The organism is Streptomyces sp. DS1-CR2 (assembly GCF_055760475.1).
Genome location: NZ_CM147085.1, coordinates 1,976,424 through 2,002,426 on the forward strand (window position 1 = coordinate 1,976,424; position 26,003 = coordinate 2,002,426).

23 protein-coding genes and 1 pseudogene are annotated in these 26,003 nt (G+C 71.5%); 6 read left to right on the forward strand and 18 right to left on the reverse strand.

What is annotated here, in order from left to right:
- Positions 1-99 precede the first annotated feature (99 nt).
- Positions 100-1,365 (forward strand): serine/threonine-protein kinase, encoded by a 1,266-nt coding sequence (locus ACY0PA_RS09855; protein ID WP_473084277.1) that lies wholly within the window; start codon positions 100-102, stop codon positions 1,363-1,365.
- Between the two features lie 10 nt (positions 1,366-1,375).
- Here ACY0PA_RS09855 and ACY0PA_RS09860 read toward each other — a convergent pair whose 3' ends face one another.
- From ACY0PA_RS09860 to ACY0PA_RS09900, 9 genes are all read right to left on the reverse strand, one after another.
- Positions 1,376-2,203, reverse strand: coding sequence for a TrmH family RNA methyltransferase (locus ACY0PA_RS09860; protein ID WP_329575255.1), 828 nt, complete (start codon positions 2,201-2,203; stop codon positions 1,376-1,378).
- A gap of 88 nt (positions 2,204-2,291) precedes the next feature.
- Complete coding sequence (gene cobA, locus ACY0PA_RS09865) at positions 2,292-3,527, reverse strand: uroporphyrinogen-III C-methyltransferase (RefSeq protein WP_473084278.1); 1,236 nt, start codon at positions 3,525-3,527, stop codon at positions 2,292-2,294.
- 167 nt (positions 3,528-3,694) lie between these two features.
- Entirely contained in the window at positions 3,695-7,180 is a 3,486-nt protein-coding gene (gene cobT, locus ACY0PA_RS09870) for a nicotinate-nucleotide--dimethylbenzimidazole phosphoribosyltransferase (RefSeq protein WP_473084279.1), read from the reverse strand.
- 355 nt (positions 7,181-7,535) lie between these two features.
- Positions 7,536-8,747, reverse strand: coding sequence for a precorrin-6y C5,15-methyltransferase (decarboxylating) subunit CbiE (cbiE, locus tag ACY0PA_RS09875; protein ID WP_473084280.1), 1,212 nt, complete (start codon positions 8,745-8,747; stop codon positions 7,536-7,538).
- An 80-nt stretch (positions 8,748-8,827) separates the two neighbouring features.
- A complete protein-coding gene (locus ACY0PA_RS09880) occupies positions 8,828-9,475 on the reverse strand; it encodes a GNAT family N-acetyltransferase (RefSeq protein WP_326776674.1) in 648 nt (215 codons plus the stop codon).
- Positions 9,476-9,605: 130 nt separating this feature from the next.
- Positions 9,606-10,439 carry a MetQ/NlpA family ABC transporter substrate-binding protein gene (locus ACY0PA_RS09885; RefSeq protein WP_473084281.1) on the reverse strand — a complete coding sequence of 278 codons (834 nt, stop codon included), beginning with the start codon at positions 10,437-10,439 and terminating at the stop codon, positions 9,606-9,608.
- 22 nt (positions 10,440-10,461) lie between these two features.
- On the reverse strand, positions 10,462-11,292 hold the full coding sequence (locus ACY0PA_RS09890; RefSeq protein ID WP_473084282.1) for a MetQ/NlpA family ABC transporter substrate-binding protein: 831 nt from the start codon (positions 11,290-11,292) through the stop codon (positions 10,462-10,464).
- Between the two features lie 73 nt (positions 11,293-11,365).
- Positions 11,366-12,118 carry a methionine ABC transporter permease gene (locus tag ACY0PA_RS09895; protein WP_473084283.1) on the reverse strand — a complete coding sequence of 251 codons (753 nt, stop codon included), beginning with the start codon at positions 12,116-12,118 and terminating at the stop codon, positions 11,366-11,368.
- A complete protein-coding gene (locus tag ACY0PA_RS09900; RefSeq protein WP_473084284.1) occupies positions 12,115-13,152 on the reverse strand; it encodes a methionine ABC transporter ATP-binding protein in 1,038 nt (345 codons plus the stop codon). The genes ACY0PA_RS09895 and ACY0PA_RS09900 overlap by 4 nt, the downstream gene beginning before the upstream one ends.
- Before the next feature lie 532 nt (positions 13,153-13,684).
- Here ACY0PA_RS09900 and ACY0PA_RS09905 point away from each other — a divergent pair.
- Both ACY0PA_RS09905 and ACY0PA_RS09910 read left to right on the forward strand, forming a co-directional pair.
- Positions 13,685-14,044, forward strand: a complete 360-nt coding sequence (locus tag ACY0PA_RS09905; RefSeq protein WP_266668480.1) for a hypothetical protein — start codon at positions 13,685-13,687, stop codon at positions 14,042-14,044.
- Position 14,045: 1 nt separating this feature from the next.
- Entirely contained in the window at positions 14,046-14,477 is a 432-nt protein-coding gene (locus tag ACY0PA_RS09910; protein ID WP_473084285.1) for a hypothetical protein, read from the forward strand.
- Here the strand turns inward: ACY0PA_RS09910 and ACY0PA_RS09915 are convergent, their stop codons facing one another.
- The 3 genes from ACY0PA_RS09915 to ACY0PA_RS09925 all read right to left on the reverse strand — a co-directional run bounded on the left by ACY0PA_RS09915 (position 14,478) and on the right by ACY0PA_RS09925 (position 16,821).
- Positions 14,478-14,981, reverse strand: coding sequence for a GNAT family N-acetyltransferase (locus tag ACY0PA_RS09915; protein WP_473084286.1), 504 nt, complete (start codon positions 14,979-14,981; stop codon positions 14,478-14,480).
- Positions 14,982-15,018: 37 nt separating this feature from the next.
- Positions 15,019-15,537 (reverse strand): RNA polymerase sigma factor, encoded by a 519-nt coding sequence (locus ACY0PA_RS09920; protein WP_473084287.1) that lies wholly within the window; start codon positions 15,535-15,537, stop codon positions 15,019-15,021.
- Positions 15,538-15,639: 102 nt separating this feature from the next.
- A complete protein-coding gene (locus ACY0PA_RS09925) occupies positions 15,640-16,821 on the reverse strand; it encodes a glycerophosphodiester phosphodiesterase (RefSeq protein WP_473084288.1) in 1,182 nt (393 codons plus the stop codon).
- Positions 16,822-17,005: 184 nt separating this feature from the next.
- Here ACY0PA_RS09925 and ACY0PA_RS09930 point away from each other — a divergent pair, with 184 nt between their 5' ends.
- Positions 17,006-17,779, forward strand: a complete 774-nt coding sequence (locus ACY0PA_RS09930) for a lysophospholipid acyltransferase family protein (RefSeq protein ID WP_383092988.1) — start codon at positions 17,006-17,008, stop codon at positions 17,777-17,779.
- A 112-nt stretch (positions 17,780-17,891) separates the two neighbouring features.
- On the opposite strand, the gene ACY0PA_RS09935 is transcribed toward ACY0PA_RS09930, so the two are convergent.
- From ACY0PA_RS09935 to argH, 4 genes and pseudogenes are all read right to left on the reverse strand, one after another.
- Positions 17,892-19,463 (reverse strand): MFS transporter, encoded by a 1,572-nt coding sequence (locus tag ACY0PA_RS09935; RefSeq protein WP_473084289.1) that lies wholly within the window; start codon positions 19,461-19,463, stop codon positions 17,892-17,894.
- Positions 19,460-20,011 (reverse strand): TetR/AcrR family transcriptional regulator, encoded by a 552-nt coding sequence (locus tag ACY0PA_RS09940; RefSeq protein ID WP_473084290.1) that lies wholly within the window; start codon positions 20,009-20,011, stop codon positions 19,460-19,462. Before ACY0PA_RS09940 ends, ACY0PA_RS09935 begins: the two co-directional genes overlap by 4 nt.
- A gap of 337 nt (positions 20,012-20,348) precedes the next feature.
- Positions 20,349-20,567, reverse strand: a pseudogene (locus ACY0PA_RS09945) (DUF4132 domain-containing protein); the annotation flags it as partial.
- Between the two features lie 76 nt (positions 20,568-20,643).
- Positions 20,644-22,071 (reverse strand): argininosuccinate lyase, encoded by a 1,428-nt coding sequence (argH, locus tag ACY0PA_RS09950; protein ID WP_473084291.1) that lies wholly within the window; start codon positions 22,069-22,071, stop codon positions 20,644-20,646.
- A 267-nt stretch (positions 22,072-22,338) separates the two neighbouring features.
- Between argH and ACY0PA_RS09955 the strand changes: the two genes are divergently transcribed.
- Both ACY0PA_RS09955 and ACY0PA_RS09960 read left to right on the forward strand, forming a co-directional pair.
- Positions 22,339-22,926: a pyridoxamine 5'-phosphate oxidase family protein gene (locus ACY0PA_RS09955; protein WP_473084292.1), complete on the forward strand. Its 588-nt coding sequence runs from the start codon at positions 22,339-22,341 to the stop codon at positions 22,924-22,926.
- Between the two features lie 3 nt (positions 22,927-22,929).
- Positions 22,930-23,640 (forward strand): L,D-transpeptidase family protein, encoded by a 711-nt coding sequence (locus ACY0PA_RS09960; protein WP_473084293.1) that lies wholly within the window; start codon positions 22,930-22,932, stop codon positions 23,638-23,640.
- Here ACY0PA_RS09960 and ACY0PA_RS09965 read toward each other — a convergent pair.
- Both ACY0PA_RS09965 and ACY0PA_RS09970 read right to left on the reverse strand, forming a co-directional pair.
- On the reverse strand, positions 23,634-25,112 hold the full coding sequence (locus ACY0PA_RS09965; protein WP_473084294.1) for a sensor histidine kinase: 1,479 nt from the start codon (positions 25,110-25,112) through the stop codon (positions 23,634-23,636). The genes ACY0PA_RS09960 and ACY0PA_RS09965 overlap by 7 nt on opposite strands.
- A complete protein-coding gene (locus tag ACY0PA_RS09970) occupies positions 25,109-25,837 on the reverse strand; it encodes a response regulator transcription factor (protein WP_473084295.1) in 729 nt (242 codons plus the stop codon). The genes ACY0PA_RS09965 and ACY0PA_RS09970 overlap by 4 nt, the downstream gene beginning before the upstream one ends.
- Positions 25,838-26,003 lie beyond the last annotated feature (166 nt).

A 26,003-nucleotide genomic window follows, 5' to 3' on the forward strand; every position in this document is an offset into this window, starting at 1 on the left:
GGGCACTGACAATCGATCGGATCGCGAGGGCGCGGCCTCTGCGCGCACCCGGCCGTGGAAACGTAAGCTGTCGCTCGTCAAACGGACCGGGCAGCGGGGATGGACATGGCGATGATGCGCCTGAGGCGCGAGGACCCGCGTGTCGTCGGCTCGTTCAGGATTCACCGGCGGCTCGGCGCGGGCGGGATGGGCGTCGTCTATCTGGGCTCCGACCGCCGTGGCCAGCGAGTCGCGTTGAAGGTGATCCGGCCCGACCTGGCGGAGGACCAGGAGTTCAGGTCGCGCTTCGCGCGTGAGGTCTCCGCGGCGCGCAGGATCAGGGGTGGCTGCACGGCCCGCCTGGTCGCGGCCGATCTCGACACCGACAAGCCGTGGTTCGCCACCCAGTACGTTCCCGGGCCCTCGTTGCACGACAAGGTCGCGGAGGAGGGGCCGCTGGCCGCCTCCGACGTGGCCTCGGTCGGTGCGGCGCTCTCCGAGGGGCTCGTCGCCGTGCACGAGGCGGGAGTCGTGCACCGCGACCTCAAGCCGTCGAACATCCTGCTGTCGCCCAAGGGCCCGCGCATCATCGACTTCGGCATCGCCTGGGCGACCGGCGCCTCCACGCTCACCCATGTCGGGACGGCGGTCGGCTCCCCCGGGTTCCTCGCTCCCGAGCAGGTGCGGGGCGCGGCCGTCACGCCCGCCACGGACGTCTTCGCGCTCGGCGCCACCCTCGCGTACGCCGCGATGGCCGACTCGCCCTTCGGGCACGGCAGTTCCGAAGTGATGCTGTACCGGGTCGTGCACGAGGAGGCCCAGCTGCACGGTGTACCGGACGCGTTGTCCCCGCTGATCCGGGCGTGCCTCGCCAAGGACCCCGGGGAGCGGCCCAGCACGCTTCAACTGTCGCTGCGGCTCAAGGAGATCGCGGCCCGCGAGGCGCATGGCCTCGGCGACGCCAGGCCGCCCGGCCCGCGTGCCGGCACCGACCGGCCCACGGGCCGGCTCACCGAGCAGTACACGGAGCAGCGCACGCAGCGCCGGACACCGCAGAGCACTCCCCCGCCGCGGCCGAGCAACGGTTCCTCACGGACCGGCAGCAACACCCGCCCGGGTACGCCCCGCAACACGACGCGTTCGGGCTCGCGCCCCGCGCCCCGCAGCAACGGCGGGCGGCAGGGGCCGCGTACGACGGGGACCGGGAAGCGCCGGCCCGCCAATCCGCGGCTGCTGCGCCAGCGGTTGTTCGTGTTCGTGGTGGTGACGCTGCTCGTGGCGCTGGGGATCGCGGCGGCGCAGGGCTGCCAGGGGCCGTCGCGCGGGCTCGGTGAGCCGCGCGACGGCGTGCACGCGCAGGAGTCCCTGCCCCGTCCCTACCTCTGAGGCTGCGAGGTCAGGACTGGGGGCGGCCGGTGGCCACCGCGTAGAACGCGACGGCGGCCGCCGCTCCCACGTTGAGCGAGTCGACGCCGTGGGCCATCGGGATGCGGACCCATTCGTCGGCGGCGACCAGGGCCTGGGTGGAGAGGCCGTCGCCCTCGGCGCCGAGCATCAGGGCCACGCGGTCCATCTTGTGGGGGGCCGCCTCGTCGAGGCTCTTCGCCTTCTCGTCGGGGGTGAGCGCGAGCAGGCTGAAGCCCGCCTCGCGCACCGACTCCAGGGACTTGGGCCAGGATTCGAGGCGCGCGTACGGGACGGAGAAGACCGCGCCCATGGAGACCTTCACCGAGCGGCGGTAGAGCGGGTCGGCGCAGTCCGGGGAGAGCAGGACCGCATCCATGCCGAGCGCCGCCGCGCTGCGGAAGATGGCGCCGATGTTCGTGTGGTCGTTCACCGCTTCCATGACGACGACGCGGCGCTGCGTGGCGAGGAGTTCGTCGGCGGTCGGGAGCGGCTTGCGCTGCATCGAGGCGAGGGCGCCGCGGTGCACGTGGTAGCCGGTGACGCGTTCGGCGAGGTCCGGGCTCACGGCGTAGACCGGGGCCGGGACCTCGTCGATGACATCGCGCATGACGTCGACCCACTTGGCCGAGAGCAGCATGGAGCGCATCTCGTACCCGGCCTGCTTGGCCCGTCTGATCACCTTCTCGCCCTCGGCGATGAACAGGCCCTCGGCGGGCTCGCGCCTGCGGCGGAGCTCGACGTCGGTCAGGCCCGTGTAGTCGCGCAGGCGCGGGTCGTCGGGATCTTCGATGGTGATGAGACCTTGAGCTTCAGCCACAGGTTGATACTGCCTTGTCCTGGGTGCGGTGCCAACGGCTCGGAGCGAGTTCTGTTACCGCTGGTTACGTGTGGGGGTTCGTGACGGGTCACGCGGTGTGCCGCGGGCCCACCGCGACGACGTCGCCGATGACGATGACGGCCGGGGGCCGCACCTCGTGGGTGCGGACGGCGTCCTCGACGGTCTCCAGGGTCGCGTCCACGCGGCGCTGGGCGGCCGTGGTGCCCTCCTGGACCAGGGCGACCGGCGTCTGCGCGGACTTGCCGTGCGCGATGAGGGTCTCGGCGATCCTGCCGATCTTGTCGACGCCCATCAGGACGACGAGGGTGCCGCGCAGCTTGGCGAGAGCGGGCCAGTCGACGAGCGAGCGCTCGTCGTCGGGCGCGACATGCCCGCTGACCACGGTGAACTCATGGGCGACGCCGCGGTGGGTGACCGGGATGCCGGCCGCGCCGGGGACGGAGATCGAGCTGGAGATGCCGGGGACGACCGTGTACGGGATGCCCTCGGCCTCCAGCGCGATGGCCTCTTCCATGCCGCGGCCGAAAACGTACGGGTCGCCGCCCTTGAGGCGTACGACGGCCTTGCCCTGCTTGGCGTGCTCGATGAGCGCGTTGTTGATGGCCTCCTGGGCCATGTAGCGGCCGTACGGGATCTTCGCCGCGTCGATCACCTCGACGTGCGGCGGGAGTTCGTCGAGCAGGTCGCGAGGGCCGAGCCGGTCCGCGATGACGACATCCGCCTCGGCGAGGAGGCGACGGCCGCGGACCGTGATCAGGTCGGGGTCGCCGGGTCCGCCGCCGACCAGGGAAACGCCGGTGGTGCGCTTGCGGTGGTGCGGGGCGACGAGCGTGCCGTCGCGCAGGCCCTCGACGATCGCGTCGCGCACGGCCGCCGTGTGGCGGGGGTCGCGGCCGGCGGCGTCGGTGGTCAGGACGGCGACCGTGACGCCTTCGGAGCGGCCGGTGGCCGGCGTCCAAGCGGTGGCGGCGTCGGCGTCGTCGGAGCGGACGCACCAGACGCGGTGGCGCTCGGCCTCGGCGGAGGCCGCCTCGTTCGCGATGCGGTCGCCGGTGGCGATGAGGGCGTACCAGGCGTCGGCGAGGTCTCCGTCCGCGTACGGGCGCCGCGACCAGGTGAGTTCACCGCCGTCCGCCATGGCCTCCACCGAGGGTGTCGCGGTGGGCGAGACCAGGTGGATGTCGGCGCCCGCCGCGATGAGGGCCGGGAGGCGGCGCTGGGCTACCTGGCCGCCGCCGAGTACGACTACGCGGCGGCCGGTGAGACGGAGGCCTACGGGGTACGCGGGGTGTTCTGCGGCCATGGGCGTGCGGCTCCTCGTGCGGGTGGTGCGTGTGACGGGTGATGCCTGTACGGGGCTCGCTTCGGCGCTGGAGCGGGCCTTTGACGTGCGGGTTCAGCCTACGGGGCGGGCGGGACCCCTGTCCCGGCCCGCCCCTGTGGCCATGAGGGCTGCCGCCCTCGGCCCTGCTACTTCTCCGTGACGCCCGCCGAGTCGAACGTCGCCACCTCGTGCATCGCACGGGCCGCGCTCTGGACGATCGGCAGGGCGAGGAGCGCTCCCGTGCCCTCGCCGAGGCGGAGGTCCAGGTCGACCAGGGGGCGCAGACCCAGCTTGTTCAGGGCCGCCACATGGCCGGGCTCCGCGCTGCGGTGGCCCGCGATGCAGGCCGCGAGGACCTCGGGGGCGATGGCACGGGCGACCAGAGCGGCCGCTCCGGCGCTGACGCCGTCCAGGATCACCGGGGTCCGCAGCGACGCGCCGCCCAGAAGGAGGCCGACCAGCGCCGCGTGCTCCAGGCCGCCGACCGCGGCGAGGACGCCGACCGGGTCGGCCGGGTCCGGCTGGTGGAGGTCGAGCGCGCGGCGGACGACCTCGACCTTGCGGGCGTGGGTCTCGTCGTTGATGCCCGTGCCGCGGCCCGTCACCTCGGACGGGTCGACACCCGTGTAGACCGAGATCAGGGCGGCCGACGCCGTGGTGTTGGCGATGCCCATCTCGCCGGTGAGGAGCGCCTTGTTGCCGGCCGCGACGAGGTCGCGGGCCGTCTCGATGCCGACCTCGATGGCCGCCTTGACGTCTTCGCGGCTCAGGGCGGGACCGGTGGTCATGTCGGCGGAGCCTGAGCGGACCTTGCGGGGCAGCAGGCCGGGGGTGGCCGGGAGTTCGCCCGCCACGCCCACGTCGATGACGCAGACCTCGGCGCCGACCTGGTTCGCGAACGCGTTGCAGACCGCGCCGCCGCCCAGGAAGTTGGCGACCATCTGGGCCGTGACCTCCTGCGGCCACGGGGTGACGCCCTGGGCGTGCACGCCGTGGTCACCCGCGAAGATCGCGACGGCCGCGGGCTCCGGGATCGGGGGCGGGCACATCCGGGACAGGCCGGAGAGCTGGGCGGAGATGATCTCCAGCATGCCGAGCGCACCGGCGGGCTTCGTCATCCGCTTCTGCCGCTCCCACGCCTCGCCGAGCGCCTTGGCGTCCAGCGGGCGGATGTTGGAGACGGTCTCGGCGAGCAGGTCGTGCGGGTCCTCGCCGGGCAGGGCGCGGCGGCCGTACGTCTCCTCGTGGACGACCCACGACAGCGGGCGGCGCTTGGACCAGCCTGCCTGCATCAGCTCGGGCTCGTCCGGGAACTCGTCGACGTAGCCCACACAGAGGTAGGCGACGACCTCGAGGTGGTCGGGCAGGCCGAGGGCGCGGACCATCTCGCGCTCGTCGAAGAAGCTGACCCAGCCGACGCCGAGGCCCTCGGCGCGGGCCGCGAGCCACAGGTTCTCGACCGCGAGCGCGGAGGAGTACGGGGCCATCTGCGGCTGCGTGTGGCGGCCGAGGGTGTGGCGGCCGCCGCGCGTCGGGTCGGCGGTGACGACGATGTTCACCGGGGTGTCGAGGATGGCCTCGATCTTCAGTTCCTTGAACTGCTTCGCGCGGCCCTTGGGCAGGGACTTGGCGTACGCGTCCCTTTGGCGCATCGCCAGTTCGTGCATCGTGCGCCGGGTCTCCGCGGAGCGGATGACGACGAAGTCCCAGGGCTGCGAGTGGCCGACGGACGGCGCCGTGTGCGCGGCCTCCAGGACGCGGAGCAGCACGTCGTGCGGGATCGGGTCGCTGCGGAAGCCGTTACGGATGTCGCGGCGCTCACGCATGACGCGCAGGACGGCCTCGCGCTCGGCCTCGTCGTAGCCGGGAGCGGCCGGGCCCGCGAGGTCGTCGGCCGGGGCCGGCAGCGTCTCGGGGGCCGCGTCCGCCATGTCCTGGACGGCGGGCTCGGACTCGCGGGGGGCCGGGACGAGGGTTTCCGGCTCAGCCTCTACGAGCGCCTGCTCCGCCTCGGCGGTGACGGGCTCGGCAGTGACGGGCTCGGCTGCTTCGGGCTCGGCGGCTTCGGGAGCGGTCTCCTGCTCCGCCGCGTCCGCTTCGGCCGGGGCGGGGGTCTCGGCGACGGCCTCGGGGAGTACGGGCGAGGGCTCGGCGGGCGCCTCGGGCGCCTCAGCGGTCCCGGAGAGCTCGGTGACCTCGGGGATCGCAGCGGCCTCGTGCGTCAACTGCGGCTCGTTCATCGCGGGCGCTTCGTTCGTCGCGTGCGCCGCGTCGTTCATCGCGGGCGCTTCGTGTGTCTCGGGTACCACGTGGACTTCGTGTGCTTCTTGCGCTGGGGGGACCTGGTCCGCGGCGGGTGTTTCGGGGGTCTCGTCGATGAGGACGGGTGCCGGGGCGTCGGGCGCCGCCGGTTCGGGCAGCTCGGCCGCGGGCTCGGGCAGCGGCGGCACGACCATGTGCTGCGGCGGCGTCGGCGCCAGGTGCGGCGTGGTGGGGATGTTCCCCTCGACGGGCACGAACTGGCCGAGCGGCTGCGGCGCCTGGTCCGCCGGACCCTCGGAGTCTGCCTGCGGGAAGTGCTGGCCCTGGACCTCCTCGGGCGCCACGGCGAACTGGCCGGAGTGCGGGTCGACGGGCGGCTCACCGGGGTGCGCGGCCATCTGCTGATGCCCTGCATAGACAGCCACCGGCTCGGGCTGCACCGCGAACTGCGCGCCCTCGGGGCCCTGCGCGACCGGCGCGAACTGCACACCGTTCGGAGCGGAGGAGTAGTCGACGGCGTACTCGGCCGGCGCGGCCTGCTCCTCGGCGAACAGGCCGGCGTCGGGAGCCGCGGCGTACACCGGCACCTCCTCGGGACCGGTGAACTCCGGGGCCACCAAGGCCTCCGGCGTCAGCTCAGCCTGCGCGGCAGGCACGTCCTGCGCATGCTGCGGCGCCTGGGCGAACACGGGGGCGTCGCCGACGGTCTGCTGCGTCGGGGCCGCCGGTGCGACAGGAGTGGCGTCCGGGACGACCGTTTCTGCTGCGACGTCTGGGGCTGCTGCCTCCGCGGCGACCTCGGCTACTGCGGCCGACGCCTCGAAGCCCTGCTGCGGCTGTGCGTCCCAGGCAGCGGCGCCCCGCGGCGGGATCTCACCGAGCTGCGGCGCCGGGGCGCCCGTCTCGTCGCGCGGGATGTCGAGGTACTCGGGTTCCGTGGTGGGCGGGCCCGCCTGACGTACCGGCATGGGGTTCGGCGGTGTGTGCGCGGGGCCGCGGTCGGCGAGCGAGCGCACGGGGCTGCCCGTGCCGTCCGGCACCGGCGGTCCCATGTGCAGCGGGCGACGCGCGGGCCCGGGGTGCGGGGCGGGCGAGGGCCCCGGCACTCGGACGCCGTTCAGGTCGACCTGGCCGCTGTCCCGGCCCGCCGTCTCGTGCGGGCCCGGCTCGTGCGGGGCGGGCATCGGGGCAGCCTGCGGCTCGCCCCAGGCGCCCTGCGAACCCGGCATCAGCAGCAGATCGTCGTCTTCGGTGGGGGTTTCGGAGGGGTCGAGGAAGGTGTACGCACCCGGGGCGGGGACGCCCGGCTGTTCCACCGTGCCTGCGTTCTCCGGCAGCCCCTCGCCCGGAACCTGGCCGGTGTCGGTCATGCGTACCCCTCGCCCATCGGTTAGTGCTTCTTCGGCAGCCCCCGGCCGTCGGCCGGGGATGCGACCCCAGTGACCGGAGCGGCGCAGCGACCGCCCGTCATGAAGAACGAGCGTGAGTGCCGTGCGGCACGAGCCGGCTGGGGACAACAGGTATTGTCCCGGTCGGCCGGCTGCCACCGCACCTGGATCGGGCACGGCCCGCTGTGGACTGCGCCACGTTGCGCATCCTCCGGTCCTGCCGTACCACACGTGCCCCAAAAGTGGCGCGTTTTCCGGACATTGACCGACGGAAAGCCGGACCTCCGGGTGCAGTACAACGATCGGCCAGCCTACCGCGCGCCCCGGAGCGACAGGGTCACGGGTTGCGGTCGGGCAACTCCCCGGAGAGCAGGAACCCCACCGTCCGCTCCTTCTCGGTCCACGCACGAGTGTCCAGCTCGACGGACTGCAGGAGCGAGCACTCGACCCGGTAGCCGTGCTCCGTCAGGTCCCTGCCGATGAGTTCGGCGGCATCGCGTGTCGCGGCGTGCGTCACGATGCGCTCGGGACGCCGGTCGGCGACGGCGGAGACGACGGCCGCTCCCCCGCCCCCGATGCGTACGACATCGGGTTCGGGCAGGTCTTCCAGGATGTGGGGCGCCGTGCCGTGCACGATCTGCGGCTGCACGCCGAAGCGGCGGGCGGTGGCGAGGGTGCGGGCGCAGGCGTCGGGGTCGCGGTCGACGGCGATGACGGCGGCGCCGAAGCGGGCGGCCTCCGCGGTGAAGGCTCCGCTGCCGCAGCCGATGTCCCAGACGAGGTCGCCCACGCGCGGTCCGGTGCGGGCGAGTTGAGCCGCGCGCAGGGGCTCGGTCTCGCCCTCGCCGAGGCCGCCGCCGTACTCGGCGGCGGGAAGGGCCCAGCCGCGCACGCCGGCCGAGGGGGCGCCTCCGGCGAGCCAGGCGCTTTCGTCGGACGGGGCGGTGGGGCCGCCGATGACGATGACGACGTTCGGGTCGCGCCAGGTGTGATCGGCTGCCTTGTCACTGGTCACGACGGTGACCCGCTCGCGGTCGGTGCCGAGTTCCTCGCAGATGACGAAGGTGCGGTGGACGCCTTCGAGGAGCAGTCCGAGCTCGGCGGGGCCGGCTCCGGGCGAGGTGAGGACGGCGACCTTCGGGTGGGCGCGGCAGACGTTGACGGCGCGGCGCAGGGTGCGGCGGTGGGCGACGACGACCTGGGCGTCGTCCCAGGGCATGCCGGCGCGGGCGAACGCCTGGGCCACGGAGGAGACGGCGGGGACCACTTCGACCTCGAGGCCGAACTCGGGCGCGCGCAGCGTGCGTACGACGCCGAAGAAGCCGGGGTCTCCGTCGGCGAGGACGACGGCGGTGCCGCGGTGGGCGGCGATGCGGCGGGCGGCGAGCGCCACGCTGCCGAGCCTGATCCGCTCGGCGCGGCCCGTCACCTCGGGAAGCGCTAGGTGGTGGCCCGCGCCCGCCACGAGGGTGGCGGCGCCGAGCGCGGAGCGTGCCGCCGCGGTCAGGGGCGAGCCGTCCCAGCCGATCACCGTGACCCGGTCGGCCATCGTGTCAGTCTCCTGGGGGTTCTTGCGGGTCGAACGGGCTCGGTGAGCGTACCTGGTGTACCTGGGTGCGGCCTTGGGGGTCAGTTCCAGTCCGAGAAGGACGTGTATCCACTGGTTTCGGCGAACTCGTCGGAGACGCCGTCGAGGTCCTCGGGCAGCAGGCTCCACACGATGAAGTCGGTCCGCAGGTCCTCCCAGCCGCCGTCCTCGGTACGGGTGCGCGCTATGCACGCGTTGCGCAGGACGCCCTCGCTGATGCAGCCGATCTTCTGGGCGACCTGCTGGGAGGCGGTGTTGTCGGCCGCGGTGCGCAGCTCCAGGCGCTCGAGGCCCTGCTCGCGGAAGAGCCAGCGGGCGGTGGCGAGCGCCGCCTCGGACGCGTAGCCCTCACCGCGGGCCCACGGCGCGATGATGTACGACAGCTCGGTGGAGCCCACGTGCCAGTTCGTCTTGCCGAGCTGGACGATGCCGACCAGGCGCTGGGTGAGGAACTCGGTGACGGCCAGGTCGAGGCCGCGGCCGGCGATGCGCTCGGTGGGGGCGTACTGGGTGATCCAGGTGCGGGCCTGGTCCTCGGTGAAGGGCTGGGGGACGGAGGTCCAGGCGGCGACCATCTCGTCGTTCATCATCTCGGCGAGGGCGGGGGCGTCGTCCTCCTCGAGGGCGCGCAGGACCAGCCGATCCGTGCTGATGGAGATGTCCGGGAAGCCCCGAGTACCAGTAGTCATGGCGCCGCTCCGTAACCTTCATGGCCTGGTGAAGTGCCCAGCATGCAGCATGAAGGCACGTAACTGCACCACGGGGTCCTCTCCCGTTGCGGAAGAGGACCCCCTGTAGGCGCGGTGGCTGCGGGTGGTGTCAGCCGGCGGTGACCGGAAGCACCGAGCCCTGGTACTTGTCCTCGATGAACTTCTTCACCTCGGGTGAAGTCAGCAGCGTGGCAAGCTTCTTGACCCGGGGGTCGTCCTCGTTGCCCTTCTTGACTGCGAGGACGTTGTTGTACGGGTTGCCCTTCACGGACTCCACGAGGATGGCGTCCTTCTTGGGGCTCAACTTCGCGTCGAGCGCGTAGTTGTTGTTGATGACGGCCGCGTCGACGTCGGCCAACGAGCGTGGCAGCTGGGCCGGTTCGAGCTCCTTGAAGACGAGCTTCTTCGGGTTGGACGCGATGTCCTGCGGGCTCGCGGTCGCGCCGGCGCCCTTCTTGAGCCCGATGACGCCCTTGGAGGCGAGGAGTTCGAGGGCCCTGCCCTCGTTGGTGGTGTCGTTCGGCAGCGCCACGGTCGCTCCGCTGCGGAGCTTCGTGACGTCGTCGACCTTCTTGGAGTAGACACCCATGGGCGGCAGGTACACCTCGGTGACCGCGCTCAAGGTGGTGCCCTTGGACTTGTTGAAGTCGTCCAGGTAGGGCTTGTGCTGGTACAGGTTGGCGTCGAGGGAGCCGTCCTGGAGAGAGGTGTCCGGCAGGACGTAGTCCGTGAACTCCTTGATCTCCAGGTCGAGTCCGGCCTTCTTCGCCAGGTGCTGCTGTACGTACGCGAGGACTTCGCCGGCCGGGGTCGGGGTGGCGCCGACGACGAGCTTGCCGCTCCTGTCGCCGGAGCCGGACCCCGAGTCGCCGGACCCGCAGGCCGTCAGGCCGAGCGCGAGGGCTCCGGCGATGACGGCGGCGGGAATCGTGACGGTGCGCATCAGTAGGTACTCGTGTCCCGGATCAGAAGGAGGGGAGCACGGAGCCCTTGTACTTGCCCTCGATGAACTTCTTCACCTCGGGCGACGTCAGCAGCTTCGCGAGCTTCTTCACGCGCGGGTCGTCCTCGTTGCCCTTCTTCACGGCGAGGACGTTGTTGTACGCGTTGTTCTTCGTGGACTCCAGGGCGAGGGCGTCCTGCGCGGGCTTGAGGTGCGCGCCGATCGCGTAGTTGCCGTTGATCACCGCGGCGTCGACGTCCTGCAGGGAGCGCGGCGTCTGGGCCGCCTCGACCTCCTTGAACTGGAGGTCCTTCGGGTTCTTCGCGATGTCCTGCGGGGTCGCGGTGGCCTCGGAGCCGCTCTTCAGCGTGATGAGCTTGTTGGCGGCGAGGAAGCGCAGGGCGCGGCTCTCGTTGTCGGCGTCGTTCGGAAGGGCGATGGTGCCGCCCTTCTTCAGGTCGTCGAGCTTCTTGGCCTTCTGGGAGTAGAGGCCGAGCGGCTCGAGGTGGACCGTGGCGACCGACTCGAGGTGCGTGGCGTTCTTCTTGTTGAAGTCTTCCAGGTACGGCTGGGTCTGGAAGTAGTTGGCGTCCACGGACCCGTCCTCGGTCGCCGTGTTCGGCGTGACGTAGTCGGTGAACTCCTTGACCTCGAGGTTGAGGCCGGCCTTCTTCGCCAGGTTGTCCTTCACGTACTCGAGGATCTCGGCGTGCGGGACGGGCGTCGCGGCGACGACGAGCGGGTCGGACGCCTTGGCCTTCGTGTCGCCCTTGTCGGAGCCGCAGGCGGTCAGGCCCAGGGTGAGGGCGCCGGTGGCGAGGACAGCTGCGGTGATCTTGGTGGTGTTACGCACGAAAAGTGCCTTTCTCCATGGGTGGTGCAACCCGCCGGGTGGGACGGGGAGACAGTGATCAGCGGGTCAGGGGTCAGCGGGTCTTGGCCGGGGCGGCGTCCGCGGTGACGGGGCCGCCGGGCAGCAGGCCCGTGAAGGCGCGGAAGCGGAGCGGTTCGCCGCCCTTGCCTGCCCGGCGGTGCAGGACGCGGGCTCCGCTGTCGCCCGCGAACTGGATGACGGCGATGGTGACGGCGAGGACCGCCACGATGATCCACATCAGCTCGGCCTCGAAGCGCTGGTAGCCGTAGCGGATCGCGAGGTCGCCGAGGCCGCCCGCGCCGACCGTGCCGGCCATCGCGGAGTAGCCGATGATCGCGATGATCGTCGTGGTGGTGGCCGAGATCAGCGACGGCAGCGACTCGGGCACGAGGACCTTGCGGACCACGGTCCAGGTGTTGCCGCCCATCGACTGCACGGCCTCGATCAGACCGCCGTCCACCTCCCGTACGGAGGTCTCGACGAGCCGCGCGAAGAACGGGATGGCGCCGATCGCCAGCGGCACGATGGCGGCCTCGCGGCCGATGGTGGTGCCGACGATCCAGCGGGTGAAGCCCATCAGGGCGACCATCAGGATGAGGAAGGGCATCGAGCGGACGATGTTCACGATCTGCCCGATGACCTTGTTCACCACGGCGTTCTGCAGCAGGCCGCCGCGGTCCGTGAGAACCAGCAGGACGCCGAGGGGCAGGCCCGCGACGACGGCGATCAGCGTGGACCAGCCGACCATGTAGAGGGTGTCCCAACATGCCTGGGACAGCAGCGGCTGCATCTCCGACCAGGTCACTTGGTGACACCTTCCTTCAGCAGTACGGGCTCGTGGCCCTGGATCTCGACCTGGAGGCCCTGCTCGCGCAGGAAGCCGATCGGCACGACGTTCTCGTCGAAGCGGCCGGGCAGCTCGATACGCATGCGGCCGACCTGCTTGCCGGCGACGGTGTCCATCGCGGCGCCGAGGATCGAGATGTCGATGTTGTACGTGCGCGACAGCTGGGAGATGACCGGCTGGGTCGTCGACTCGCCGTGGAAGGTGACGTCGATGACCGTGCGGTCCGCGCCGCTGGCGTCGCCGCTCACCGGGAAGAGCGCGGCGGCGAGCTCGGATCCCGCAGTGGCGAGGAGCTCACTGACGGTGCCGGACTCGACGATCTGTCCGCGCTCCATGAGAGCGGCGGAGTCGCAGACCGTCTTGACGACGTCCATCTCGTGCGTGATGAGCAGGACGGTCAGGCCGAGCTGCTGGTTGAGGTCGCGAAGGAGCTGGAGGATGGAACGGGTGGTCTCGGGGTCGAGGGCGCTGGTGGCCTCGTCGGAGAGCAGCACCTTCGGGTCGCCGGCCAGGGCGCGGGCGATGCCGACGCGCTGCTTCTGACCACCGGAGAGCTGGGCCGGGTAGGACTTGGCCTTGTCGGCCAGGCCGACCAGGTCGAGGAGCTCCAGCGCCTTGCGGGACCGTTCCTTCCCCGACTTGCCGAGGATTTCGAGCGGCAGCTCGATGTTGTCCTGGACGGTGCGCGAGGACAGCAGGTTGAAGTGCTGGAAGACCATGCCGATACGGCTGCGTGCCTCGCGCAGCTCCTTGCCGGCGCGGGAGCCGCGGCCGACGAGGGCGGTGAGGTCCTGACCGTCGACCGTCACGGTGCCGGAGGTGGGACGCTCCAGGAGGTTGACGCAGCGGATGAGCGAGGACTTGCCGGCGCCGGACTGGCCGATGACGCCGTACACCTCGCCCTCGCGGACGTGCAGATCGACGCCGTCGAGGGCGGTGACCTCTCGACCGCGCGAGCGGTAGACCTTGGTGAGGCCCTGGGTGGTGATCACGTGGGATTCCGTCACTGTCGATTGCGCGGCGCGGGTGAGCGCCTGCGGCGGGCATTCATGGTCGGGATCGGCCTGGACGCAGCACGGTTCTCGCTGTGGCGGTGGAACCGGGGGGAGACTGTGCGCGGGGCGGCCCGGTCACGTAGGCGTAAGTACGTACTGGGCACGGCGTTTCGCTTCGGGGCGCGAGAAACAGGGGGCCCTCAGAAGGCGCACATTCGACACATACAACGAGCACCGGGCGTCATCGTCGCCTCGGTCGCAAGGGTGCGGCTGCTCGTCGTGGTCATGCGGAAAGTAAAGCAGAAGTACGCCGGGACCCCCGAACCGCTGTCCGAATAGCGGACGGCCCTGGACGGTGCCCCGCCCTGGCCCGAGACGCACCTGACGCCCCGTGCGGCCAGTGCGGACAGGGGCAGGAGGTGGTTCCCGCCCTCGTACGAGCCGGGCCCGGCACCCGGCACGCTGTGGCCAACGCCACGGTGGCGGGGCCGCGCGCACCGGGCCTTTTCGGCCGTAATAGGGTCTCGGCATGCTTGATGCCCTGACGGTCGCGACCGCTGTTGCCGCGCTCGCGCTCGCCGCCTGGTGCGGCTTCGCCGCCTACCGCGACCAGCCGACCAAGGACTGGCACTTCATCGGCATGGCCGTGGTGTCGCTGCTCGCCACGGTCCAGCTGATCGTCGGCATCGTGCAGCTGGCACGCGGCGAGAAGCCCGACCAGGGCACGACGATCTTCGTGGCCTACCTGATCGGCGCGTTCGCGTGCATCCCGGCGGCCGGCTTCATGTCGCTCGCCGAGCGCACCCGCTGGGGTTCGGTGACGGTGGCGGCCGGCGGCATCGTGCTGGCCGTCCTGCAAGTGCGGCTCTACGACATCTGGGGAGGCTGAGGTGTCCGTGACCTCACAGAGCGAGAGCGGCGGCAAGCCGCAGAAACTGACCAGCGGCCCCGGCACGCTGCTGGTGTGGCTGTACGGCGTGATGGTGGTCGGCGCGGTCTCGCGCTCGGCCGTCCAGATCTCCACGGAGTTCGACCACGCGCCGCTCGCCTACTCGCTGTCGGCGCTCGCGGGCCTCGTGTACGGCTTCATCACGTACTCGCTCGTGCGCGGCGGGGAGAAGGCCCGCAAGGCGGCGCTGGTGTGCTGTGCCGCCGAGCTCGTGGGCGTACTGACCGTGGGGACCTGGACGCTGGCGGACCCGTCGGCGTTCCCGGACGCCACGGTCTGGTCGGACTACGGCATGGGCTATCTGTTCATTCCGGTACTGCTCCCGGTGACCGCGATGTTCTGGCTCAACAAGGCGCGCCGGGCTACGCGCTGACTAGGCGCTGGCGACGAACGCGCCCGCCTCGGCGTCCTTGGCGAGCGTCACCAGTGTGAGGCGCTCGTCCACGCGCCGGGTGCCCACAGCCACGTAGCCGTGCTTCCGGTAGAGCCGCAGGTTGTGCTCGCTGCGGTGGCCGGTGAACAGCTGGAAGCGCTTGGCGGCGCCGTCGACGCCGAGCTTCGCCTCGACGGCGTCGAGGAGCCGTCCGCCCAGGCCGTGGCGCTGCATGCGCGGGTGCACGACGAGCTTGCCTATCCGGGCCGTGCCGTCCGCGTCCACGGCGCCCCGCACCGCGGCCACGACTTCCTCGCCGAGCCGGGCCACCAGGACCGTGCCGCCCGCGAGTTCGGCCCTGACCGAGGCGAGCGGTTCCGTCAGCGGTTCGATGGAGTAGTCGCCGTAGAGCTCGGCCTCGCTCTGGTAGCACAGGTACTGAAGTTTGAGGATCTTCTCGGCGTCCTGCTCGGTCGCCGCAGAGATGATCACGCTCATGCCCATGTGTGCATGCCTCCCGCTCACCTGCTCCGCCGGTTGTCTACCGCTCCTTTCCCCACGGTTCAGGAGCCGCAACCTCTGCTGCCAGCATTCTGCGCAGGCATCCCAGACATCTGGAACGTTCCGGACCGAGGCTGCCCTGTGAGATACCCAACTCCCCTGCGATCTCGCGGTAGGTGAGGTCCTGTGGTGACAGGAGAGCGGCCACGACGCGGGGGCAGCGCCCGGGCAGTCTGCGCACGGCGGCGTGCAGCGCGCGGTGGCGGTCGCCGGCCAGCGCCCGCTGTTCCGGGCCGTGTTCGAAGTCGTCGGCGGGCTCCGTGACGTACGGGATCTCGCGCAGCGCGGCGTGGCGGGTGCGGCGCGCCTCGGATCTGACGGTGGCGGTGAGCCAGGCTGCGGGGTCGGCGGGCGGGCCGTCGGAGTCGATGCGCTCCAGCAGGCGCAGCCAGACGGCCTGTTCGAGGTCGCCGGGTTCGCCCGCGCCGTCAGCGGTCTCCGCCGAGACCTCGGCGGCGATGAGCGGGCGCAGGGCGTCGATGACCAGGTCGTACGTCATGCCGGGCGGGACGCGGCCGCCCGGGCGCGCGGTTGCCGGGGCGGCCGCGCGTCACCCCAACCGGGGCCGGGGTGCGCGGTGTTGACGGCGCGCTGAGGGAGGTCAGGCCTTCAGGAAGTCCTCGCGGGCGAGGAGCGCCGTGTCGCAGTTGTCCGAGAAGATGCCGTCGATGCCGGTGGCCAGATAGGTCTTGAAGGCGCCGAACGCGTCACCGTAGGCGTTCGGGTCGGTGCCCTTCTTGAAGTCGGCGGGCAGGAAGGTGTTCTCGTTGCGCATCGTGTACGGGTGCAGGATCAGGCCCGCGGCGTGCGCGTCCTTGACCAGCGTGGTGGGCGCGAGGAGCTTGCCGTCCTTGTCCTTGGGGATGACGAGGTCGAGCGTGGGCCCGATGCCCTGGGCGTACGAGGCGATCTCGTCCAGGCCCTTGGGGGTGATGAGGTCGGCGACCGTGCGCGGGTCACCGGCGTCGACGAAGTCCCAGGGGCGGGAGTTCGCGGCCGACAGGAGCACGACGAGCGGGTTGTCGACCAGCCTGTTCAGGCGCTGGATGCTGGTCGGCTCGAAGGACTGGAGGAAGACGGGCGAATTCTTCCTGTTCACGCCGTACTTGCGCAGGAGCGTGGCGACGCGCTCCTCGAGGCCGAGGCCGAGCTTGCGGAAGTAGGTGGGGTGCTTGGTCTCGACGTGGATCCACACCTCCTTGCCGCGCTCGCGGCTCTGCCGCTCCCGCCACGTGAGGACCTCTTCGAAGGTGGGGATCTCCCAGCGGCCGTCGTAGAGGGTGTTGCGCTGGCGGTTGGCCGGGATGCGCTCCTTGGCGCGCAGGGTCTTCAGCTCGGCGAGCGTGAAGTCCTCGGTGAACCAGCCGGTGGTGGCGACCCCGTCGAGGCTCTTGGTGGTCTTGCGGCCCGCGAACTCGGGGTGCGCGGAGACGTCGGTCGTCCCGCCGATTTCCGGCTCGTGACGGCATACGAGGTGACCGTCCTTGGTGGGCACGAGGTCGCCCGCCTCGATGACGTGCGCGCCCATGTCCAGGGCCAGCTGGTACGAGCCGAAGGTGTGCTCCGGGCGGTAGCCGCTCGTACCGCGGTGGGCGATGACGGTGGGCACAGGCAGGCTCTGGTAGCCGCCACCGCCGTGATGTCCGCCACTGCCGCGCTCGTCGGCGCTCGCCACGCCGGGCGCGCCCAGGACGGCTCCGCCCGCGCCGAGCACCGCCGCACCCAGTACCGAACGGCGGCCGAGCTGCGACCCCCGGGACTCCTGTGACTTCCGCATCCCCATTGAGCACTCCTCCCACATCGCTGCCTTGCACCTGTCAAAGCGCACCGATCGTAGGTGTGCGGGAGTGTCCAGTGGGAGACCTTGGGCCGAACGGAAAGGTGATGCGGGGTGACTCCTGCGCGCCGCGTGACGGCCAACTGAGCGTAAATAATGGTCAACACTGCGTATCGAGTGCGTGAACCCGATGTGCAACGGGCCGGGGGCCGCGAGTATCGTCCTCACCTGCACAGACTTCAGCTCATCCAGCCACGGCTTAGGCCGCCACCCCTTGACACCGGAGGGCCCGTTGTCCCGTTTCGCGTTCATCAAGGCAGTGCTCTCACCGATCATGCGCCTGATGTTCCGCCCCCGGGTGGAGGGCGCCGAGAACATCCCGGGCACCGGTCCTGTCATTCTCGCGGGCAACCACCTGACCTTCATCGACTCGATCGTGCTGCCGATCGTGTGTGACCGTCAGGTCCTGTTCATCGGCAAGGACGAGTACGTCACCGGCAAGGGCCTCAAGGGCCGTGTCATGGCGTGGTTCTTCACCGGCGTCGGCATGATCCCGGTCGACCGCGACGGCGCCAACGGCGGTGTCGCGGCGCTCATGACCGGCCGCCGCGTCCTGGAGGAGGGCCAGGTCTTCGGCATCTACCCCGAGGGCACCCGCTCCCCCGACGGCCGGCTCTACCGCGGCCGCACCGGCATCGCCCGGCTGACCCTGATGACGGGCGCGCCCGTCGTCCCGTTCGCGATGATCGGCACGGACAAGCTCCAGCCGGGCGGCAGCGGCCTCCCGCGGCCCGGCCGCGTCACGGTCCGCTTCGGCGAGCCGATGGAGTTCTCGCGCTACGACGGCATGGGCCGCGACCGCTATGTGCTGCGCGCCGTGACGGACTCGGTGATGGCGGAGGTCATGCGCCTGTCCGGCCAGGAGTACGTGGACATGTACGCGACCAAGGCGAAGGCCGCGTGAGCCGGTAGCACTTGAGCGTCACGAAGGGCCGCACCCGGTGGGTGCGGCCCTTCGTCATGCGTATGGCCGTCCGGACGCCCGCTGAAAGTGCGTCATCCGTACGGCCGTGTCGTCATCCGTGCGGACGCGTCCTCCACGGGTGTTCGACGCCGTCCTCCAGCTTCTGGCCGCGCAGCAGGAACCACGCCGCCACAGCCGTCGCGAGGAGCACCGCCGCGCCGACGCCCGCGGCGGCCCGCAGCCCGTCGGCGAAGGCGCCCTGCGCCGCCGTGAGCAGTTCGCTCGCGGTGTGCGCGGGCAGCGCCGAGACGGACTCGACCGCTCCGCCCAGGGATTCGTGGGCGGCCGACGTCACCTCGGGCGAGGTGCCGGCTGGGGCCGTGAAGTCCCGGTAGACGCCCATGACGATGGAGCCGAGCAGGGCGATGCCGAGAGCCGCGCCCAGTTCGTACGCCGTCTCGGAGACCGCGGACGCCGAGCCCGCCTGCTCCTTCGGCACACTGGACAGGATCACGTCGGCCGTGACGGTGAACGAGAACCCCGCGCCGACGCCCACGATCAGGAGCACGGCCCCGAGCAGCGGATAGCCGGTCGACTGGCTGAGTCCGGTCAGCCCGGCCAGAGCGAGGCCCACCGCGGCGAGGCCGCCCGCGACGACGGAGCGCACGGAGAACCGGCGCGCCACCGTACCCGCGACCAGTCCGGCCGCCACCGCGCCGATGGCGGCGGGCAGTTCGGCGAGACCGGCCTCGAACGGGCCGCGCCCCTGGACCAGTTGCAGGAACTGGGAGAGGAAGAACACCAGGCCCGAAAGGCCGAGGATGGTGAGCAGGTCGGCGAGGACGGCGGCCGAGAATCCGCGGTGGCGGAACAGCCGCATGTCGAGGAGCGGCGCGGGCAGCGTGAGCTGGCGGCGGACGAACCAGGTCAGAGCGGCCAGTCCGAGCGCGCCGGACACCGGCACCTCCCAGCCGAGGCCGTGCGACGCGGCCTGCTTGATCGCGTAGACGACACCGATCATGCCGACGAGGGACAGGACGACGCTGATCAGGTCCCACGGCCCGCCGGCCGGGTTCTTCGACTCGGGCAGCAGCTTGATGCCGACGACGACGAGGACCGCCATGACGGGCAGGTTGATCAGGAAGACCGAGCCCCACCAGAAGTGTTCGAGCAGGAATCCGCCGACGACGGGACCCACCGCCGCGCCCGCCGAGGCCGCCGCGCCCCAGATGCCGACGGCGAGGGAACGCTCGCGCGGGTCGGTGAAGATGTTGCGGATCAGGGCGAGGGTCGAGGGCATCAGGGTGGCGCCCGCGACGCCGAGCAGGGCCCGGGCCAGGATCATCATTTCGGGGGTCGTCGCGTACGCGTTGAGCACCGAGACGGCGCCGAACGCGACCGCGCCCGTGAGCAGCAGCTTCTTACGGCCGATGCGGTCGCCGAGGCTGCCCATGGAGACCAGGAGTCCCGCGATCACGAACGAGTAGACGTCGCCGATCCACAGGAGCTGCGTGCCGGTCGGTTCCAGGTCCTCGCTGATGTACGGCGTCGCGAGACCGAGCACCGTCGCGTCGACCGCGACCAGGAGCACCGCGAGCACGAGGACGGGGAGCGCGAGCCATCGTCCTCGCCCGGGCCTCGGCTCCACCTCCGCCGCGGATGTGCGCTGGTGTGTGCTGGTCATGGTTCCACTCTCCGGTTGGCGCCGCCGAGCAGAAGCTCGACGATCATGTGTGTGAAGTCCTTGGCGGCCACCCGGCCGTCCTGTACGGCCCATGCGCCCCCGCCGATCAGGCTGTAGAGCGCCTCCGTGAGCCACGCGGGTGTCAGGTCGATCCGGAACTCGCCGCGCTCCTGGCCGCGCGTGAACAGCGCGGCGATGCGGGCGTCGAGCCGGGCCCAGCCCTCGTTCTGCGATTCGCCCTCGAAGAGCTGGTTCTCCGTGACGAGGAAGGCGAGGAGTCCGGCGCACGGCTGGATCGCCGTCACCAGCCGGCGTACGGCCTCGTCGGCGCCGCCCTCGTCGAGCCGGGCCGCATCGAGGGCGGCCTCGCACTCCTGGATCCCCAGTTCTTCCAGGGCCCTGACGAGTGCGTCCCGGCCCGCGAAGTGCCGGTGCAGCGTGGCGCGGCTGAGACCGGCCGCCCTGGCCACCTCGTCCATCGTGGCCGTGGCCTTGCGGGTGAGCAGGGCGGCGGCGGTGCGCAGCACCTGTTCTCGGTCGACTGACATGAGACGAGGGTAGTCCATGTGAGACATGCTTGTCTCACCAGGGGCGTGGATGTCTTATGAGTAGGTGGATATACAGGGATAGGAAGTGAATCGCTCGGCGACGGGGGTGGGGTGCGCGCGTGGGGTGTGCGGGTGGGGTGGGGTGCGCGCGTGGGGTGCGGGTCAGATCTGCCAGGCGCCGCGGCACAGGGCTGCGGACGCCTCGTCGAGGTAACGGGCCGTGGCGAGCCAGGCGCGGGCGAACGCGTCGGTGTCCGCCGGACCGAGGCGGCCGAATCCGTCGCGGCCCCGCTCGGCCGCGGATCTGCGCAGCGCGTCGAGCAGCTCGGCGGCGGTGGACAGGCCCGCGCGACGCAGGAGGGTCGGCGTCGCGCAGGAACCCGGCGACCTCGCCGTCGTCGCCGGTGACGACCAGGTCCTACAAGGCCGCTCGCCAGGCCGGGTCGGGCCAGACCTCGGCGAGCACTGCGGCCGGTACGGGAAGGGAGCGGGTCATCCAGCGCTCGGCGCGCTCCCGGCAGTCGCGCTCGTGGCGCTCCAGCCACTCGGTGAGCTGCGGAAACTTTAGAGGGAGCCACTGACAACGCGGCGCGGCCCGGCCCCCTGAAGGGCCGGGCCGCACAAAAGGCAGGTCAGGACTTGGCTTCGGCCCACGCGCGCTGCACGGCGAGGTCGTCCTTCACCTCGGCGAGCTGCACCGCGACGGCCGAAGGAGCGGTGCCGCCCCGGCCGCACCGCGAGGCGAGCGCGCCCTGCACGTTGAGGACGGTGCGCACCTCGGGCGTGAGGTGCTCGGAGATCTTCGCGAACTGGTCGTCCGTCAGCTGGTCGAGCTCGATGCCGTGCTGCTCGCACTCCTTGACGCACTCGCCGGCGACCTCGTGCGCGACGCGGAACGGCACGCCCTGCTTGACGAGCCATTCGGCGATGTCGGTGGCGAGCGAGAAGCCGGCCGGGGCGAGCTCCTCCATCCGCTCCCGGTTGACCGTGAGCGTGGCCATCATGCCGGTGAACGCGGGCAGCAGGACCTCGAGCTGGTCGCAGGAGTCGAAGACCGGCTCCTTGTCCTCCTGGAGGTCGCGGTTGTACGCGAGCGGGAGGGCCTTGAGCGTGGCCATCAGGCCGGTCAGATTGCCGATCAGGCGGCCGGACTTGCCGCGGGCGAGCTCGGCGATGTCCGGGTTCTTCTTCTGCGGCATGATCGACGAGCCGGTGGAGAAGGCGTCGTGGAGAGTGACGAAGGAGAACTCCTTCGTGTTCCAGATGATGATCTCCTCGGCGATGCGCGAGAGGTTCACGCCGATCATCGCGGTGATGAAGGCGAACTCCGCGACGAAGTCCCGCGACGCGGTGCCGTCGATGGAGTTGGCGGCCGAGCCGTGCTCGAAGCCGAGGTCCTTCGCGACGGCCTCAGGGTCGAGGCCGAGCGACGAACCGGCCAGGGCGCCGGAGCCGTACGGCGAGACCGCCGTGCGCTCGTCCCACTGCCGCAGCCGCTCGGCGTCCCGGGACAGGGACTGGACGTGGGCGAGGACGTGGTGCGCGAACAGGACCGGCTGGGCGTGCTGGAGGTGCGTACGGCCCGGCATGGCGACGTCGGCGTGCGCCTCGGCGAGGCCGACGAGCGCGTCCTGGAGGTCGGTGACGAGGCCGCCGATGACGCGCGCGTGGTCACGCAGGTACATCCGGAAGAGCGTGGCGACCTGGTCGTTGCGGGACCGGCCGGCGCGCAGCTTGCCGCCGAGGTCGACGCCGAGGCGCTCAAGCAGGCCGCGCTCCAGCGCCGTGTGGACGTCCTCGTCGGCGATCGTCCCGACGAACGAACCGTCCGCCACATCCGCTTCGAGCTGGTCGAGGCCGGCGAGCATGCGGGTCAGCTCGTCCTCGGTGAGCAGGCCCGCCTTGTGCAGCACGCGCGCGTGGGCGCGGGAGCCGGCGATGTCGTACGGCGCCAGGCGCCAGTCGAAGTGGACCGAGGCGGAGAGTTTCGCCAGGGCCTCGGCGGGGCCGTCGGCGAACCGGCCGCCCCAGAGGCGGACATCGCCGGTGTTGCTGCTCACGGTTGCTCCTAGATGTGCGGTGACGCGGGGCGGGTTTTCTCTTCCCCGTCCCGCCCCTTCCCGTAACGGGTATCAGGCGAGGTCGCGCTTCGCCGCGTTCTTCGAGGACAGGGCGAAGACGTCGATGACGTCATGCATGAGTATGCATTCGACTGCATGATTCGTCAATCGGCCCGTCGATCGAGCCCTCCACTCAGCCCTCCACAGACCGAGACGCGCGCGAAATTCTTAGACAGACGAACGATCTCGGGTCGATAATCCAGAACCATGGGAAAGACCTACGAACGCATAGACGGCAGGCTGCGCACCTTCATCGAGGCGCAGCCCATGTTCTTCACCGCGACGGCTCCCCTCTCCGAGGGCGGCACGGTGAACCTCTCCCCCAAGGGGCTGACCGGATCCTTCGCCGTGCTCGGCGAGCGGACCGTCGCCTATCTCGACTTCGCCGGAAGCACCGCCGAGACCATCGCGCACCTTCGCGAGAACGGCCGCATCACTCTCATGTGGTGCGCCTTCCAGGGCCCTCCGAACATCGTCCGGGTGCACGGCCACGGCGAACCCGTCTTCCGTGACGACGCCAGGTTCAAGGAGCTGCTCGAACACTTCCCCGATATCGACCCGACCCAGCACGGCCTGCGCGCGATCATCGTCGTCACAGCCGAACTCATCCGCGACAGCTGCGGATACGCGGTCCCCTTCATGTCGTACGACGCGGACCGCGATCTGCACGGGAAGCGCTTCGCGCGCGAGGACGACGCCTCCCTGAGCGAGTACTTCAAGAAGAAGGAACACATCGAGCACAGCATGGACGGACTTCCGGGGCTGCCGCTTCCGCTGCCCCCGACTACCGTCTGACACATGCGTTCACGATCCGTCACCATCGCGTCCCTGGCCGCGACGACCGCCCTGCTGATCCTGGGGGCCGCACCGCCCGGCGGGCCCGCGCCGCTGCCCGCGCGGATGGCCGACACGGGCGGCGGCTCCCAGCTGGTCACCGCACAGGCCGCGCGCACGGGCTCCACCACCGGCACCGTCACCTGGTGGGACCGGCGCGACGGGTTGTGGGTCGCGGCAGGTTCGGCGGCGGCGCGGTTCGGCGCGAAGGGCCTCGCCGACGGCGGCTCGCGCAAGCAGGGCACGTACACGACACCCACGGGTCTGTACGGCCTGCCCTACGCCTTCGGGATCGAGCCCGCGCCCACCGGCACGGCCAGCGCCTACCGGCGCGTGCACCAGGACTCGTGGTGGTGCCAGGACAACGACTCACGGTCCTACAACCGCTGGACCGAGCCGCGCCCGGCCGACTGCCGCGCCGCCGAGTCCGAGCACCTCGTGACGTACGCGACCCAGTACACGCACGCCTTCGTCATCGCCTACAACTACGACCGGCCGGTGCGCGGCCGCGGAGCGGGGATCTTCCTGCACGTGAACGGGCGCGGGGCGACGGCCGGGTGCGTGTCGGTCCCGGCGGACGCGATGCGGCGCATCCTGCGCTGGGCCGAGCCCGGCCGGCGGCCGCACATCGCGATCGGGACGGCGAGCGGCACGACGGCGATCACGCGCTACTGAGGCGGCGCCTTCGGAAGGCGGACCGTGAACACGGTCTCGCCCGGCTCGCTGCGCAGTGTCGCGGTGCCGCCGTGTGCCTCCGCGACCGCCGTGACGATGGCGAGGCCGAGTCCGGTGCCGCCGCCCGCCCCGGCCGGCCTGGGCCGGTCGCCGTGGGTGAAGCGTTCGAAGATCCCGTCGCGGATCTCCTCCGCAACGCCGGGGCCGTCGTCCCGTACCGACAGCGACACCCCGAGCTCGTCGGCGTCGATACGGGCGGTGACCCGGGTGCCGGGCGGGGTGTGCAGGCGGGCGTTGGCCAGGAGGTTGGCGACGGCCTGGTGGAGGCGGTGCTCGTCGCCCGTGACGGTGACCGGTTCCTCCGGGAGCGCCATGGCCCAGCGGTGGTCCGGGCCCGCCGCCCGGGCGTCGGTGACCGCGTCGAGCACGAGGCGCGTGAGGTCGACCGGCTCGCGTTCCAGGGGCCGGCCCGCGTCCAGGCGGGCGAGCAGGAGCAGGTCCTCGACCACCTCGCCCATCCGTCCGGACTCCGCGGCGATGCGCTCCAGTGCGCGGCGGACCTCGGCGGGTACGGGGCCCCGGTGCAGGAGTGCGAGTTCCGCGTGGCCGCGGATGGAGGCGACGGGGGTACGCAGCTCGTGGCTGGCGTCGGCGGAGAAGCTGCGCAGGCGCTCCTCGGAGGCGTGCCGGCGGGTGAGCGCGTCCTCGACGTGGCCGAGCATGCGGTTGAAGGCGGACGCCACCTGGCCGACCTCGCTGCGCGGGTCGGACTCGGGGGCGCGCGGGGGCAGGGCCACCTCGCCGCTGGCGAGCGGCAGTTCGCTGACGTGGGTGGCGGTCGCGGCGACCCGGCTCAGCGGGCGCAGGGACCAGCGCACCCAGAGGGCCCCGGCGACGCCGGTGGCGGCGAGCGCGATCCCGAAGACGCCCGCCGCGACGAGTTCGAGGCGGTGCACGGTGGCCTCGACGGGCTCCAGCGGCAGGCCCGTGAGGAGCACGTCGCCGTCCTTCCCCTCCCGGGCCTCGACCCGGTAGTGGTCCAGGGACGACAGCCGGATGGTGTGCCCTTGCCCATCGACCGGCACGGCGGCGAGAGTCCTGCGGTCGGCGTCGGTCAGGCGCACGCTCAGGTCGGCGGCGCCGTCGGACACGGCGCCCGCCCTGATGACGGCGGCGTTGGTGACGGTGGGGCCGACCAGCCGGGCGCCGAGGGTTCCGGTGGCCTGGCGGCGGGTGTCGGCGTGCTCGTCGCCGTCGTGGTCGTCAGGCCCGCGGCCGCTGTGTTCGAGGCTCTCCGGCAGGGCGCTCCCGGCGTCGTGGAGCTGCTGGTCGAGGCGCCCGGTGAGGAAGCCGCGCAGCTCCACGACGGCGGCCACACCGACGGCCGCGCAGCTGATGGCGAGCAGCGCGACGAGGCCGGCGGTGAGGCGGGCGCGCAAGGTGTGCGGGATCCGAAGGCGCGGACGGCTCATCGGCCCGCCGGCTTCAGGACGTATCCGGCGCCCCGCACGGTGTGGATCATGGGTTCGCGGCCGGCGTCGATCTTCTTGCGGAGGTACGAGACGTAGAGCTCGACGACGTGGGCCTGGCCGCCGAAGTCGTAGGACCAGACCCGGTCGAGGAGCTGGGACTTGCTGAGGACGCGGCGGGGGTTGTGCATCAGGCAGCGCAGCAGGGCGAACTCGGTCGGGGACAGGTCGACGGCCTCGCCGCCCCGCGTGACGTCGTGCGCGTCCTCGTCCATGACCAGGTCGCCGACCGTGAGCAGGGCACTCTCGGCCCGCTCCCTCGTCATGCCGGCCCGGCGCAGCAGACCGCGGAGCCGCGCGACCAGTTCCTCCAGGCTGAACGGCTTGGTCACGTAGTCGTCGCCGCCCGCGGTGATGCCGGCGACCCGGTCCTCGACGGTGTCGCGGGCCGTGACAAAGAGCACGCAGACGTGCGGCTGCGCGGCGCGCAGTTCGCGCAGGACGGACAGGCCGTCGCGGTCCGGCAGCATGATGTCGAGGACGACGGCGTCGGGACGGAAGTCGAGTCCTTCGCGCACGGCGTCGCGGCCGGTCCCTGCGGTGCGGACGTCCCAGCCCTCGTAGCGCAGGACTCCGGTGACGACCTCGGCGATGTCGGGTTCGTCGTCGACGACGAGGACGCGCACGGGGGCGCCGTCGGGGCGGGTGAGTGCGGGGCGGTCGTTCATGTCGTCTCCAGAATCTCTCGGATTGCTGTGAGTTCGCTCTGAAGAACGCGCTGCCGTGTTCGCTCCGCATAACGCGGCGCTGTGCGTTCCCTCAGAAGAACGCACGAGGCCCCCCGTTCAGAGCCCGCTCAGAGGTTCGGGCCGCAGAGTTGCGTTCTGTCCGGTC